At 62.4% G+C, this 14,778-nt stretch carries 10 protein-coding genes and 2 pseudogenes; 5 read left to right on the top strand and 7 right to left on the bottom strand.

Translation table 11 applies throughout. The annotated features are described in order from the left end of the window. Positions 1-13: 13 nt before the first annotated feature. From RJT37_RS20565 to RJT37_RS19360, 3 genes and pseudogenes are all read right to left on the bottom strand, one after another. Positions 14-1,159, bottom strand: a pseudogene (locus RJT37_RS20565) (DUF6603 domain-containing protein); the annotation flags it as partial. An 845-nt stretch (positions 1,160-2,004) separates the two neighbouring features. Further along, entirely contained in the window at positions 2,005-3,243 is a 1,239-nt protein-coding gene (locus RJT37_RS19365; RefSeq protein WP_313690245.1) for a hypothetical protein, read from the bottom strand. Continuing rightward, complete coding sequence (locus tag RJT37_RS19360) at positions 3,174-4,211, bottom strand: hypothetical protein (RefSeq protein WP_313690243.1); 1,038 nt, start codon at positions 4,209-4,211, stop codon at positions 3,174-3,176. Before RJT37_RS19360 ends, RJT37_RS19365 begins: the two co-directional genes overlap by 70 nt. A gap of 294 nt (positions 4,212-4,505) precedes the next feature. Here RJT37_RS19360 and RJT37_RS19355 point away from each other — a divergent pair, with 294 nt between their 5' ends. Continuing rightward, positions 4,506-5,525, top strand: a complete 1,020-nt coding sequence (locus RJT37_RS19355; RefSeq protein ID WP_313690241.1) for a DHH family phosphoesterase — start codon at positions 4,506-4,508, stop codon at positions 5,523-5,525. 61 nt (positions 5,526-5,586) lie between these two features. Beyond that, entirely contained in the window at positions 5,587-6,294 is a 708-nt protein-coding gene (locus RJT37_RS19350) for a DUF2238 domain-containing protein (protein WP_313690238.1), read from the top strand. Between the two features lie 156 nt (positions 6,295-6,450). Here RJT37_RS19350 and RJT37_RS19345 read toward each other — a convergent pair. From RJT37_RS19345 to RJT37_RS19330, 4 genes and pseudogenes are all read right to left on the bottom strand, one after another. Beyond that, positions 6,451-6,751: pseudogene (locus RJT37_RS19345) on the bottom strand (hypothetical protein). Positions 6,752-7,014: 263 nt separating this feature from the next. After that, a complete protein-coding gene (locus tag RJT37_RS19340; protein ID WP_313690401.1) occupies positions 7,015-7,206 on the bottom strand; it encodes a helix-turn-helix domain-containing protein in 192 nt (63 codons plus the stop codon). Positions 7,207-7,280: 74 nt separating this feature from the next. Beyond that, complete coding sequence (locus RJT37_RS19335) at positions 7,281-7,910, bottom strand: bacterio-opsin activator domain-containing protein (protein WP_313690236.1); 630 nt, start codon at positions 7,908-7,910, stop codon at positions 7,281-7,283. Then, a complete protein-coding gene (locus tag RJT37_RS19330; RefSeq protein WP_313690234.1) occupies positions 7,805-8,857 on the bottom strand; it encodes a PAS domain-containing protein in 1,053 nt (350 codons plus the stop codon). Before RJT37_RS19330 ends, RJT37_RS19335 begins: the two co-directional genes overlap by 106 nt. Positions 8,858-9,196: 339 nt before the next feature. On the opposite strand from RJT37_RS19330, the gene RJT37_RS19325 reads away from it, so the two are divergent. From RJT37_RS19325 to RJT37_RS19315, 3 genes are read left to right on the top strand one after another with little or no spacing between them, the layout of a single operon-like run. Beyond that, a complete protein-coding gene (locus RJT37_RS19325; RefSeq protein WP_313690232.1) occupies positions 9,197-10,228 on the top strand; it encodes a 4Fe-4S dicluster domain-containing protein in 1,032 nt (343 codons plus the stop codon). A 4-nt stretch (positions 10,229-10,232) separates the two neighbouring features. After that, on the top strand, positions 10,233-11,504 hold the full coding sequence (nrfD, locus tag RJT37_RS19320; RefSeq protein ID WP_313690230.1) for an NrfD/PsrC family molybdoenzyme membrane anchor subunit: 1,272 nt from the start codon (positions 10,233-10,235) through the stop codon (positions 11,502-11,504). After that, on the top strand, positions 11,501-14,758 hold the full coding sequence (locus RJT37_RS19315; protein WP_313690228.1) for a molybdopterin-dependent oxidoreductase: 3,258 nt from the start codon (positions 11,501-11,503) through the stop codon (positions 14,756-14,758). The genes nrfD and RJT37_RS19315 overlap by 4 nt, the downstream gene beginning before the upstream one ends. Positions 14,759-14,778 lie beyond the last annotated feature (20 nt).

Raw genomic sequence — 14,778 nt, 5'->3', positions numbered from 1 at the left:
CGGGGAGTTCAAGGACGACACCCAGGTCCGCGGTGAGAATCGGGGGCGTCGACCATCCGAGTCTGACCATCGGCCCGAACACGAACGAGTCCCGTGCCGGCGGGAAGATCGCCGATACGTCGCTGATGATCCGGTCGGCGTTGGCGACGACGTTCTCCGGGAAGAGGATCGAGTCAGCCCGTCCCCCGCGAATCGCGTCTCGCAGCGGATCGGCGTGGAGCCGCCTGTTCACACCGACGAGGCCGCCGACGGCGTTCAGCGTGAATCCGAAGCCCAACTGCACCGGGGGGAACTCGCCGGACACGATCACCAAAAGCGAGAAGCCGGACCCCCCGTCCGGAAGCCGGGTCGTCAGGAGACCGACGGCGGAGAGTCCGAGTGGCCCGACCTGCAGTTCGACTGCACCGGCGTAGCTCTCGGTGGCGGGGTCGAGGTCGAGAACGCCACCGCCCGTGACCGCGCCGGCGTCGACGTCGATGCCGATCCTGCCCGGGGGTTTGAATCCGACGTCGACATCGAGCGGACCGAGGGTTCCGGCCCCGTCAGCCGCCGCCGAGAGGGCCACGTCGAGTCCGACGTTGTCCGCACGGGCGGTGAGGGGACCGAGTCCGATCTCGACAGTCGCGGTCGCGGTCGCTCGCGCGGATCCGGCGGCGTCCGGGAGGTCGAGGCCGAGGGTGACCGCGGAAAGCTCGCCGAACCCGAAGTCCACGTGTTGCGGGAGTTCGACGTCGAGGGACCCGTCCGCGTCCAGCCCGAGCCCCGTCTCGGACGACCAGATCACCGTCACCTCGAACGGCGCCTCGAACGGTTCGGGGATCACTGTCTCGAGGAACCCACCCTGCGGTTCGACGACCAGGACGCCCGTCGCGGGGATGGAGACGCGGAACTCCGCTCCGTCCGCGTCGGCCTCGAACCCCAGCTCGGCGGCCAGCGAGCGGACGTCGAGTCGGGTCGCGCCCGTCGAGAGGAGGCTGAACGGGGACTCCTCGCCGTCGAACCGAACCGCAGCAGCGGCGTCGAACTCGGGCAGGGCGTCCGACGGGTTCGACGCGTTCACCACGGAGACACCGTCCGGCGAGACGAGGACGCCGATATCGGTCAGCGCCGCCGATGCGCCGAACTCGAAGGTCCAGTCGTCGCTCAGGTCGGCGGACATATCGGTGTCGGCGATTCCCCACGGAGAGATCAGCACTCGGTCGATCGTTCCGTTGGATCCCGTGAGCGGGTAGACGGTCACGCCGACGCGAACCACTCCTGCGTCGGTTGTGGTCTCCAGCAGGACAGTGTCCAGTGCCGGACCGAGGTCGACCTGTTCGATGTCGACCCCGTACGGTTCGAGCGTCGCCGGGCGGGGGTAGTCGAACGCGGTCGGAAGCCCTCGGCCCTCCAGTGCCTCCTGGGCGTACCCGAGCAACTGATACACGTCGAACCAGCCCGACTCGACCGCCAGCGAAGCGGCGACATCGCCCGGTGATGCGGTCAGCGCATCGAACAGCCGGTCGTACACGATCACCTTCGATTCGGTCGGATCGATGCCTGGAGAGTCGCCGGAGACCGTCTGTATCGCTTCGGCCGCCGAGAGGGCGGCGTACAGGCGGGGTCGGTAGACCCGGAGGTATTCGACGAGCAGGTGATCGCGGAGACGCATAGCGGCGGTTTCGGGATCGATATCCGACTCTGGAACGGGGTCGATCGACGCGAGTGTCTCTACGGCGTCGACGCTCGCTTCCACCGCGTCGACGATTTCGTCGATATCACCGAGTTCCGGGTCGAAGGTCCCGTCGTCGAACAACTGGTCGAAAACCGTCTCCGCGGCCGCCAACGACGCTGTGACCGATTCGATGGCCGCGTCGTCAGTGAATACCATCTCGAAGTCGATGTTCGCATCGGCAGCGAGCAGTGCGAGCCCCGCCGGTCCGTCCGTCGCGGCTTCGGTGAGTGGTCGAAACGCCAGGATGAACTCCTGGGCGATCCGCTCACCCGTGGTCTGGCGCTCGGCCATTAGACACGCTCCACGGTTTCGACCCGGTCACGGTACACTACTGCCTCACCGCTGCGACGACAGACCTCGTCTCGTTGGGCCATCGTCTCCGTCTCGATCGAACCGGGAATGACGTCCATCTCGAGGTACGCCGGAACCGTATCTGACGCAAAGAGGATATCGACAGTGTCTCCGACCCCACGCATTTGCTGCCCGGGCCCCGGCTTGATGATTTTTCCCGCGAGGTGGAGATTCCACGTGGTCGCGTTCGACCCGGTGCTCGTGTGATAGACCACAGTTTCCGGAACGACGTATCTCGCACCGTCGGTTCCCTTGGGTAAGCCGATGACCGGTGCACGTTCCGCCAGTTTCGTCCGCCAGATCGGGGTGACATCGTACACGTCACCCCGTGTGTCGATGCGCTTGAGGACGATCGTCGAATCGTCGGGGAACTCGTCCGGGATCTCGAATGTCACTTCGACTTCCGTCCAGTCGTTGTGTCGGGCCCGGAGTGTTCGGTCCCACGTGAGCGACTTCCCGTCGAGGTACTTGTTCGGGACACTCAATCCCGGCGAAGTCGGCATCGTAACCGTCACACCGAAGCCGGTTGCTGCAGTGAGAAACTCCGAGGCCTGCCGGGCAACGTTGGGACGTGTTTCCCACGACTCCTCGGCCCCAGTGACGTGCGGACGCGTGGCGTCGTACCATTTGAAGAACTCCGTGTCGGGTCGTTCGAAGAATCCCTCGTGTTCGGTCGAGGGGCTCTGTTTGGCCTTCGCCGTCCAGAGTTCTCCGAACCGGCAGTTCTCGAAGAACAACTCCAACCAGCTTTCCGACGTCCACGTCACGATCGCGAGACCGATCAGGCCGATAGCAACGGAGAGGAGTCCGACGGCGAGGCCGATTCCGGACATCGAGACGGCGGTCCCAGTTTTGATGAGCGAATACGCCCCGACGAGTCCCCAGCCCATACCGATCCCGGCACCGACCGCTTGCATCCCGTGTCCGAACATCGCGCTGTGGTCGCCGACCTCGTATCGATCGATAGCGCCAACCGTGCTCACGAATACGTCGTAGGCATCGAGAAACGGGCCGAGTAGATCGCGGAGGACCGTGACACCGATCTCCTCCAACGCCTTGGTCAAACCCTTCAGTTTCCCGTACTGTTTGTTGAGTGACTCGACGAAGTTCACGGCGCCGACGAAGGCTTTCCCCCCTTCGATGGCTGCGTCGCGAATCCGCTCGGCCGTCGGAGACACAACCGCCTCCACGGCTTTGAAAAGAAGGTGTAGAGCCCACTGATTGTGCCGATGGCACCCGCCACAGTGCCGACCGATTTGACCTTCGCGACGGTCGACGAGTTGGACCTTGCCCATCGCTTGAGTTTTCCGCCGAGGGAGGCCATATCCGACTTGAACTGAGTGACGAGGTCGTCGAGCTCCGCAGGCGTGCCCGTGTACCGGGAGAACACATCGTTGGGAACGCTCACGAACCGATCCGCCAATTCCGACAGCGTCCGCCCGATGATCTGGAGGTTCTTCTGTTGGGAAGCCGTCGGCTTCACCATCAACAGGAACGCCGGCGAGAACGCAGCGACGAGGTTCGCAACTTTCGTTGGGAGGCCAAACGGATCGGCTGCTTTCGGTTTCGCGAAATCGAACTTCCCGGCCGCATCGAGGTGTCCGCTGAGGGCACTCGTCGTGATCAGCTGGAGCGGATGGTGTGGTCCGGTTTCGTCCTCGAAGAGCGTCTGTAGGGCCTCCCGTCCGGGTTTGGCCTGCCCGAAATGTTCGATCGTCTCCTCGACGTCGGTGATCGTTTGGGACGCTGCTCTGTCTCGAAGATACGTTCTGACCTCGGGGAGTGTGACGTTGTTCGCTACTTCCGCGCCCCACGTCTCGAGGGTATTGGTGAGTGTGGTGTACTGGCGTTTGAACGCACCGTAGTACCCGTCGGTCGTCAGCAGTTGTTCCAGCGTACTCCACGACGGGAGGCTGTCTTTGTCCCCCGCGCCCCACTCCTCGCCCTCTTTGGTCGCGGCGGTCTTCACCTGCTGGATGAGTTGGTACAGCGCCACTTCGTGGCCACGATCAACTGGCTTCGTGACGAAGTCCTCGTACTCGCGGAGTTCGCGCCTGTAACATTCGCCGCTGGCTTTGATGAATGCCGCGTACTCACCCTCGTTGAAGGCAGCAATTCGGCGTTCGGCGGGCGGGATTTCTGCCACGGATCAATCCCCCGAGGGGGCGAGAGCGCTCGTGTGTCGGTCCACCGTCGTCAGACGGTCACCCGAAGATGGGCACCCGCCAATTGATCGGAGTCGGGGTCGTGTCATAGTCTCCAGCGCACGAATGAGGCGCTGGCGACTCGCGCTTCTCACAAACGCACGCCCCCGGCATCCCAATAGGACTGGTATGAGAACACATATCGACGATAGATAATAAATATATTGATGAGACGTACTCACGATTTCAATAGGGTTCCCTGTGTTGTAACTGTATAGAGCTCGTAGATTCAGAAAATGAGTCAGCCACAACAACTCCCCGAGATTCTTGAGGAGGGCAGCGAAATCAACATCGTCTGCCACAATAACCCCGATCCGGATTGCCTCGCGAGCGCACTCGCATTAGGTCGGATCGCAGCTGCGGCTGGCATCGACGAACAGCGGATCCTCTACAGCGGCGATATCTCTCACCAGCAGAACCGGGCGTTCGTCAATCTCCTCGATATCGACCTCAAACCGTTCGATCCCACTACCGTCCAAAACCGTAAACCGGATTCGTTACTCGCATTCGTCGATCATTCCATTCCGGGCGAGAACAACACGGTTCCCCCGGACACAGCCGTCGATATCGTGATCGACCATCATCCTGCCGAGGATATTGACGCTCGGTTCGTCGATCATCGCGAGGAACTTGGCGCAGCGGCGACGATTCTTACGGAGTACGTGCGCATACTCGATATCGATCTGGATTCGGATCTTGCGACAGCACTCCTGTTTGCCATCCGGTCGGATACCCTCGATTTTCTCCGCGGAGCGACACCGGAGGAATATGATGCGGCCGGATATCTTCACGAGAAAGCGGATCAGGAGATGCTCCGACAGCTATCGACGCCGTCAGTGTCCGGCGGAACCCTCGATGCGATCTCGACCGCTATCGACAATCGAAACATCACCCAAGCGGTACTCATCTCCCACGTCGGCCGGACGACCGAACGGGATGCGCTCCCCCAAGCTGTCGATTATCTTGTGAGATTGGAGGGCGTTCAGACCGCTATCGTGTTTGGCCTCGTCGACGACACGATTCACATTAGTGCTCGATCACCAGATGCACGCGTGAACGCGGGGTCGATACTGAAAAAGGCGTTCGAAGATGTGGGGAGTGGTGGTGGTCACCACGACGTTGCGGGTGGTGAAATCCCGCTCGGTATCTTTGCTGACTACACATCTGACGACACCCAGTTGCTCGATATCGTCGAGCAGGTCATTACCGCACGCCTCGTTGCGGAACTCAACCTGTCCGACGAGAAAGGAGAGTAAGCCAACTGCGAGGATCCTGCAAGCACCTCACTCACGATACTAAACTCCTGACCTCCATCGTATGACGAACGTTCTGCAAACTGTGTTCTTCGTGTTCGTCGCAGGGATCGTCGGAACGGTCTTGATCGGAGTGCAATCTCGGAACCTCCAGGCGGTCGTGAACGGTATTGCGTCCATCGTCGCAGCTGCGTTGCCGGCTCTCGGTGAACTTGCACTCTCCCTCGGAGGTGGGGCAGACGTCACGTTCGGTCCCGAACTCTCCGCGTGGATCGCCGGTGCGGGGTTTCTTCATATGCTGGGGATGCTCGGATGGTACGAAACCGTCTCGTGGTGGGACCATCTCACACACACCGTCTCCGCTGCTCTCCTTGCGGCACTTGTCTACGCGAGCCTCCAGACCCCGTCCGCACTCGGATCGCAGGTCACGGATGCCTACGCAGCCATATTCACCGTCCTGTTCACGCTCGGCGCTGGTGTCTTCTGGGAACTCGTGGAACTCGCCGCCCGCGAAATCGGTGAGTACATCGACAGACCGCCAGTCCTCGAGTACTACGGACTCCGCGATACAGTTCTCGATATGGTATTCAACGGGATCGGCGCCATCGTCGTCGTCACGTTCGACGTCCGGATATTCGTATCGGTCACAGAGCAGATCCCGCAGATCAGTGGAACGGTCGTCATCGGGAGTACTATCCTGCTTTTCGTCGGCACACTGGTTCTCGGACTCGCGCTTGAAACGGTCCGCAACACCGAAGCCGAGACTGAATGACGGTTTCGCAATCCGACGCTGTTGAAGTCCTCTCGGGTGAAGATCCAGAAACAGCTCTCCACGCGAGTTTGTCGAGGGTGCAAGCACCGTCTTTCCTCGTTCGCAAACTGCTTCACCCACGCCGAACCTGACACCGCAGAAAATTGCGATTCAGGCCTATTCCTCCAGGGTTACGGGTCCTCTGTACTTCGAGGTTACCTTCTCGCCACTGCCAGTAGTAGCGGTTGTCGTTGATCCTCTCTGATGGTGATCGTGGCCTTCGAGGGGACCTCCTTCGGGAGGTCGTCGATCTCGCCTTCGTCGGATAAGTCTGCGAGACGGGCCTCGCGAGCGCTGTGTTCCGTTACTCTTCAGCGTCGCGGGCACCGTAGTGAAGCTGCTCTGACGAGTACCCGTCGAGCGTATCGACGATGTCTGTGGGGAGCCCCGCTGTCGGTGGCGGTGGCGCGTAGGATATCAGCTGTTGCCTCGTATTAACCAACCATTCGGCCAACGGCACAGTTTTGTTGGTTAATCAAATATCGGCTCTGCTCGCTTCTGCGGGCAACGAGTTTCAACCACAGCAATCCGCAGACAGCAGATTCGTGGCTTCATAATGATTACTCTCGTCTCTTACCGCCGAGCGCCGCCACCGGGGGTGGCGCTCGGCGGTAAAAAGTGAGAGTAATCATTATCACGCCCTCGCTTTTCGGCACAACTCACGCCAAACTCAACGCGACTCTACTGATTGGCTACTGTCCCATCGAACAGTGCGGCGAAAAGTTTCTTTTCGGCTGCCCGAAGGTGCTGGGTGAATGTTGTCTGTGAGATGTCCATCATCGACGCGACTTCCTCTCCGCTGTGCTCGCGGGGCCAATCGAAGAATCCAGAAAAGTACGCTGTTCGTGCTGCCTCCTGTTGTCGCTCTGTCAACGCGGCTGTCAGCTGTTTTCGGAAGACTGCTTCAGTCTGTATGTCCTGCTCGCGCTCTCGTTGTGCGATCAGCGTCAACCCATCGTAGGCCGTCCGAAGCGCGTTGACGACGCTTCTGAATATCGTTCAGAACTGGCTACCTGTGCGACCAGTCGTCCGGTGGTTCCAGTAACCGAAAACGACTCGATGCTTGCCCCGTACTGCGCTAACGTTTTGACGACCGACCGTTCGTCGACCGATAGCTGGAACAGCGCCTGCTCCTCGTGCGTATAAACGTGCTCTATGGTGTCGATAAAGTCAGCTTCGGCCGCATACTCGATGACGACCTCCGGATCGGGTTCGGTGACGGTAACGTACTGGACCTGCTCCTCGTCGCCGTCATCGACGACGTGCTCGAGTGTGACCGTACAATCGAGCTGTGCTGCCATATTCGCCAACGGCTCGTCGATTCCTGTCAACCGGAATTCTAATTCGGTGACGCTGTTGGAAATGAGCGTCTGCTTGCTCTCGACAGCGCTGATGGCGTCTGCGATCGTTTGACCGAGTTCGACGAAAACATCCCGCTCGATCAGGTCGAACGCGTTCGGGTTGGTAGTCACTACCCCGAGGACGCCATACTCCGCATCGTGATAGGCGAGCGGAACGACGACGCACCGTTTTTTGCCGACTGTCTGCAATCGGTCGTCCTCGACGTCGGTAAACACAGGGTCCTGTCCCTCAGTGCCTGCTCGACCGGTGTCGGCTCGGTGGTACACATCGCTTCGATATGATTCTCGAGCGATCCGAGGTCGCTGCCGGCCCAAGAGTGCGGGCTAACTGTGCCGTCGACGAGTCCTCGACTACCGATCCAGGCCACATCGAAGAGATCCGACGAGGCGAACTGCTCACAGACGGTGGCCTCGATCTCGTCGCGTGTCGACGCAGCGACGAGCTCGCGGTTGATATCGCGGAGCACTTCGTTTGTATTGTTCAGTACCGTTAAGCGCCCGTTCTGATCCTCGATGCGCATTTCGCGTTCCTTTCGTTCGGTGACGTCGCGCTCGATCGCGACGAAGCGATTCACGTCCCCGTCCTCAGTGATCGGGGCGATCGTCGCGTCTATCCACAGTAGCTCACCTGATTTCCGGCGATTCGTCAGTTCGCCTTCCCAGACCGATCCTGACGTGATTTGGCCCCACAGCTCCGCGTAGAAGTCGTCGCCGTGTTTCCCGGACTGCCAGAGCCGAGGAGTCTCTCCGATCACCTCCTCTCGGTCGTACCCAGTGACCGACTCGACGGCCGGGTTGGCGTACTCGATAGTCCCGTCGGAATCGGTGAGAAAGATCGCGTGCCCGGCGTGTTCGATGGCCTTCCGAAAGCTCCGGAGGCGCTCGTTTACTGCCCGAAGCTCCGTCTTGAGGGCGTTTTCTTCGGTGACGTACTCGGAGAGATAGTACACTGTCAACAAAGTCAGCACGCTCACGACGAGGCCGGGAAGCTCTTCGAGCCCGGTGCTCGCCGTCTGTACGGTGAGCAGTTGCCGAAGCGTCATAAAGGAAAACAGCAGCGTCAGGAAGCCGAACCGGCGGTCACGGGTGCGAGCGAGGAGCAGAATCGAATAGCCGACGCCGAGGAGCCGCAGTCCGATCGAGAGGGCGATAATCGCGTTCATACGGGTCGCGTCCGCCTCCGACAGGACCCTCGGCCGCGGAGCGTTCGTCCGCTTCGACTCGACCAATTCATACTCGGAGGTAACTGGTCTCGCCGAATAATCCCTGTGGTCGGCGCTCCGCTCGAGACGCGGCCTGATTTGTCCCCGGCTGACCCCGACCCAAACAGTATTGGTACCCTCGATATGTGGTGTCTCTCCGGGGTCGGGCCGACTCAGACTATATTGGTATCACCCTCTCCACGGGCGGCAACGTACGAATACGTGTATGAACTCCAAGACTGACCGGCTGACGCAGGAGCAACTGCTCGTCGGCAGGACGACCGGCAACAGGTGGTCGCGATGAGCACCACAGACGACGACACGCTCCCTGGTATCCCGAACGTCGGGAAGGCCGACCTCGACGCGATGGTCGAGAAGGAGCGACCCGATCCGCGAGAGGAACTCGCAGACGTCGAGGCGGACACGGATCTCGGCGTCGCGATGGCCGAGGACGCACAGCGCGTCGCACGCGGTGAACTCTCCGGCGACGAGTACTGGGAAAAGTACGACGAAGCCGCGGCTGCCGAGTTCGGCGAGGCGTATCAGGAGACGCCGAACCCCGCGGTCGACGCCGGCGACCAGACTGTCTCGACGGAGACGGCCGAATCGTTGAGCTGTGCCGTCGGATCGATGGACACCGTTGCGACGGAGTCGACGCAGGTCGAAGGAGACGGGCCCGACGGTGGGATCGGCGCTGGTGACGAGAAGTGGGGGATGGTAATCGACCTCCAGAAGTGCGTCGGCTGTGACTCGTGTACGGTCGCGTGTAAGTCCGAAAACCGGACACCGCCCGGCGTTTCCTACAACGTCGTGATGGAAGAGGAACACGGCGAGTTCCCGAACGTCACCCGGACGAACGTGCCACGACCGTGTATGCAGTGCGATAACCCGCCGTGCGTGCAGGTGTGTCCGGTCTCGGCGACGTACAAGATGGACGACGGCGTGGTCAACATCGACTACGACCGGTGTATCGGCTGCCGGTACTGCAACATCGCCTGTCCGTACGGGGCGCGGTACTTCGACTTCGGCGAGAACTACGACGACGAGGTCGACGAGGCCGGCGAACTGACAAGTCCCGAGTACGGAGTCGACCGGGGACCGCGCGAAGAGGGAAAATCGCCGATCGGCAACATCCGCAAGTGCAGTTTCTGTACGCACCGGCTGGAGCGCGGCGAAGAGCCGGCGTGCGTCGAGACCTGTATCGGCGACGCCCGAAATATGGGCGATCTCGAGAACCCCGACAGCGACGTGGCACAGATGGCCGACTCCTCACGCGCGTTCCAACTGAAAGAAGACGAGGGGACCGACCCCAACGTCTACTACCTCAAATAAGACAATGGCAACACAGAGTTCACGCTTCGAGTTCGATCCGGGGTTCGAAGACGACCGGCTGCGCGTCGCCTGGTACGCGATCATCGGCGTTCTCGTCGCCGTCGGCGCGTACGCGACGTACCTGCGGCTCACGGGGGGAATGGCGAGTACCAACCTCACGAGCATCGTCCCGTGGGGCGCGTGGGTCGCCTTCTACATCTACTTCGTCGGCCTCTCCGCCGGCGCGTTCCTCGTGAGCACGATGGCCAACGTCTTCGAGGTCGAAGGGATGCACAGGATCGACCGCGACGCGCTGTTTGCGGCCATCATCAGTATGGCGGTGGCGCTTTTGTTCGTCTGGATCGACCTCGGACGGATGGACCGGATGTACTTCCCGTTCCTCTGGCGCCAACTGACCTCCGCGCTCTCGTGGGAAGTGCACGCCTACGTTGCCTATATCGGGATTCTGGTCACGGAGCTGTATTTCTCGATGCGGATCGACCTCGCGCGGGTCGCGCAGCGCGCCTCGGGGCTTCGACAGACGTTCTACGCGGCGCTCGCGCTCGGCCGGCTGGACACGAGCGAGGGGTCCCAGTCGTTCGACCAGCGCTGGCTCAAGCGGGCCGGTATCGTCGGGATCCCGCTGGCGATATTTATGGTCCACGGCGGGACCGGCGTGTTGTTCGCCGTCTCGAAGGCCCGTCCGTACTGGAACAGCGGGCTGTTTCCGGTGATCTTCGTCATCTCGGCGCTGCTCAGCGGGACCGCCCTCGTGATGGTGATCTACGTGCTTCGGACCCGGCTGTTCGACGGCGACTCGGTCGACCCGGACTTGCTCGACCGCCTCGCACAGCTTTTGATCGGCTTCATTATCGTCGACGCCGCCCTGACCGCCATCGAGACGTTCATCGCGATCGCCAGCCTCCACCCCCACGAGATCGAGACCTGGCAGGTCATTATGTACGGCCCGATGTCGTGGTCGTTCTGGTGGTTTATGATCGGACTCAGCTGGGTGTTCCCGATGGTATTGCTGACCAAGAAGTCCTGGCGGCGCACGCCGTCGGTGATGGTGCTTGCCGGACTGAGCGTCGTAATCGGGATCGTCGCGGTGCGGTTCAATATCGTCGTTCCGGCACAGATTATGCCGGTGATGGAGGGGCTCCCCCACGGATCGTACTTCCCGACGCTGGTCGAGTGGGGGACGAGTGTCGGGATGATAGGCGTCGGACTGCTGTTGTACACGCTCGGTGCGGAGACGCTGCCGTTGACGCCGCTGAGCGGAGGTGACCACGAATGAGTACTGACGGTTCAGGCGAGGACGGCGCAGGCGTATCGCGTCGTGACTTCGTCAAGGCGGTCGGAAGTATCGGAATCATCGCGGCGGCCAGCAACGCCGCGGTCGACGTGGACGTCGACGACCTGTGGACAGACGACGAGTTTCACTACGTCGGGGACGACTACGGCGAGTACGGCGCGAGTGACGTGATACACACCACCTGCGGACAGTGTAACACCTTCTGTCCGATCAAGGTTCAGCTCGCGGACGGGAGCGGTACCGGCGAGTATAGCTCGCTCGTCCGGAAGCTCGCCGGTAACCCGTATTCGTTCCTCAACACGCAGCCGTTCTCACAGGTGCCCTACGAGAGCGATCCGGCGGACGTGGCGATGGGCGACATCGAGGGGAGCGGCGACGTCAACACCGACCGCTGGTCGCTTTCAGGTGGCCGCATCTGCCTGAAGGGCCAGGCGGGCATCCAGACGGCCTTCGACAGCTACCGTGTCCGCAAGCCGATGAAACGGGTCGGTCCGCGCGGGTCGGGCGAGTGGAAGACCGTCTCGTGGGACCAGGTGATTCGAGACATCGTCGAGGGCGACGACGACCTCGGCCACCCTGGACTCAAAGACATCTGGGGATACGCCCCACAGGAGGCGGTGATGAGCGACTGGGAGGCAGTCCAGAGCGGCGAGCTGTCCAAGTCTGACTTCGACGAGAAGTACGCGGACGACCTCATCGACACCGACCACCCCGATCTGGGGCCGAAGTCCAACCAGATCGTCGACGTCGGGGGATTCCGCCGCAACTTCATCCGGAACCGGCTCTGGCACCAGGGGCTGGGATCCATAAACAGCATCCACCACGCCGGGACCTGCGGCGTTTCGAGCGTGATGGGCAACGTCCGTTCGCACGCTGCAAAGAAGAAGCGGCAGTACCCCGACATCGAGAACTGCGAGTACCTCATCGCGTGGGGGACCAATCCGATGGTCGCCAACAAGGGCCCGACGTGGCTCGCGCCGAAGCTGACGAACGCTATCGAGGACGGAATGCGGATGGACGTCGTCGATCCGCGCCTGTCGAAGACCGCCGAAAAGGCCGACACGTGGGTGCCTGTCGAACCCGGTGCGGACGGGGCGCTCGCGCTCGGGATGGCGCGGTGGATTATCGAGAACGACCGCCACGATCTGACCTACCTCCAGAACCCCTCGCAGTCGGCCGCGAGCGACGACGACGAACCCACGTGGAGCGACGCGGCGCACCTCGTGCTCGTCGACGAGTCGGCAGGACCGAAAGCGCGCGCCGCCGACCTCGGACTCGTTTCGGAAGACGACGAGGCCGCCGACGACTTTGTCGCTGTCGATGCGGCCACAGGCGAACCACGACCCGCGAGCGAAATCGACACGGCCGTTCTCGACGTCGACGTGACGGTCGACGGGATGGCGGTTCGGAGCGTCTGGAGCCAGTACCGCGAGCGCGTCTTCGAACACACCGTCGAGGAGTACGCCGAGATGGCCGGCGTGCCGGCCGACCAGATCGCCGAGATCGCCGACGAGTTCACCAGCCACGGGAAACGCGCAGCGATTATGGCCTACCGCGGCCCGGCGAAACACACCAACGGCTTCTACAACACGCGGGCGATCGCCACCCTCCAGCACCTCATCGGGAACTACGACTGGAAGGGCGGCCAGATCACGCCCTACGCGGGCTACGACACGATGTCCGGCCGGTACGAACTCGGCTCGGTCCCGGACGGGCACGCGCCGTGGGGGATCCCCCTGCTCCGCGGCGGCGTCAACTACGAAGACACCTCGCTTTTCGACCGCGACGACGGCTACCCGGCGAAGCGGCCGTGGTTCCCTGTTGCGCCGCCACAGGCCACCCAAGAGCTCTACGGCAGCGCCGCAGAGGAGTACCCGTACGGCGTCGAGGCGCTGTTCATCCGGCCGTACTCGAACAACCACGTTATGGCGGTCGCCGGCGGCGACGAGATCCCGGCGATCCTCAAAGACACTGAGACGATCCCGCTGATCGTCGCCTCGGACACGGTCATCGGCGATACGAGCCAGTACGCCGACTACATCCTGCCCGAGCCGACCTACCTCGAACGCTGGGAGAACTTCGGGACATACCCGAACAAGCGGCTGGCCGACGAGAAGATCAGCCAGCCGGCCGTCTCCGTCGTCCCCGACGCGCGTCCGTTCGAGGATGTGCTCGTCGAGCTGTGGTCGGAGCTGGATCTCCCCGGCGTCGGTGCGGACGCCATCCCCGACGCGGACGGCGACCTGTGGCCCCTCGAACAGGCCGAGGACTTCTACCTGAAGCTCGCGACCAACATCGCGTACGGCCGGGATCCGGTCACGGACGCGACTGAAGACGAACTGCGGGTGTTCCGTGAGAGCCACGAGAACGGGCTCGGCGATCAGTTCGACCTCGAGCGCTGGCGGGCGGCCGTCACCGACGAGGAATGGCGGAAGGTCGTCACGGTGTTGAACCGAGGCGGCCGCTTCGAGGAGCCGACCGACGGCTACGGGGAGGCGTTCGCCGAGCACGGTCACGGGTACGACTACGCCGAGCGCGCGGACGACTCGAACGCCTACGACGGCGAGCATATGCGGTACAAGCTCGAGTCGCGGGTCGACTTCTACAGCGAAGTCGTCCCGAAGGGGAAACACTCCTTCACCGGCGAGCGGTTCGACCCGCTCCCGCGGGTCGACGACGTCGAGCACTACGACGGGACCGTGCAGGCCGCGGTGAGCGGCGACGACAACCGGGAGCGCCCGCTCCGGCTGATCAACTGGAAGCCGCGGACGCAGGGGATGCACCGCACCCAGAACAGCCCGTGGCTCCGCGAGACGCGTCCGGAGAACCCCGTGTGGATCAACCCCCGCGACGCCGACGAGCGGGGCATCGAAAACGGCGACGACATCGTCCTCGATGCAGGCCGCAAGACCGTCGACGCGGTCGCGATGGTCACGAGCGGAATCCGTCCCGGCGTCGTCGGCGCGATGTGGGGATGGGGCCGAACGGGTGGCGGTGCGACGGCCGAGACGATCGACGGCGAAACGCGGCCGGCGGTCGAAGCCGATGGGCACAGCGACTACCAGTTCGACGAGCCGATGACCGAGGAGGCCGGGTACGCAAAGGGGCGCGACGCCGGCTTTGCGATCAATCACGTCCAGCCGTTGGATGCAGAGCTCGGCGACACCGGCCTCTCGGACCTCGTTGGTGGAAGCAACGCGCAGTACGACGCCTTCGTCGACGTGGAGCAGAGGTGATCTGAAATGCCCGCACACGA

Source organism: Halobellus marinus (assembly GCF_032113415.1).
Lineage (GTDB): Archaea > Halobacteriota > Halobacteria > Halobacteriales > Haloferacaceae > Haloquadratum > Haloquadratum marinus.
This window is presented reverse-complemented; position numbering and strand designations above follow the sequence as displayed.

Bases quoted from the DNA above. Each gene is read 5' to 3' on its own strand.
- RJT37_RS19315 (WP_313690228.1), top strand. From the start codon at position 11,501: ATGAGTACTGACGGTTCAGGCGAGGACGGCGCAGGCGTATCGCGTCGT.
- RJT37_RS19325 (WP_313690232.1), top strand. From the start codon at position 9,197: ATGAGCACCACAGACGACGACACGCTCCCTGGTATCCCGAACGTCGGG.
- nrfD (WP_313690230.1), top strand. From the start codon at position 10,233: ATGGCAACACAGAGTTCACGCTTCGAGTTCGATCCGGGGTTCGAAGAC.
- RJT37_RS19330 (WP_313690234.1), bottom strand. From the start codon at position 8,857: ATGAACGCGATTATCGCCCTCTCGATCGGACTGCGGCTCCTCGGCGTC.
- RJT37_RS19350 (WP_313690238.1), top strand. From the start codon at position 5,587: ATGACGAACGTTCTGCAAACTGTGTTCTTCGTGTTCGTCGCAGGGATC.
- RJT37_RS19355 (WP_313690241.1), top strand. From the start codon at position 4,506: ATGAGTCAGCCACAACAACTCCCCGAGATTCTTGAGGAGGGCAGCGAA.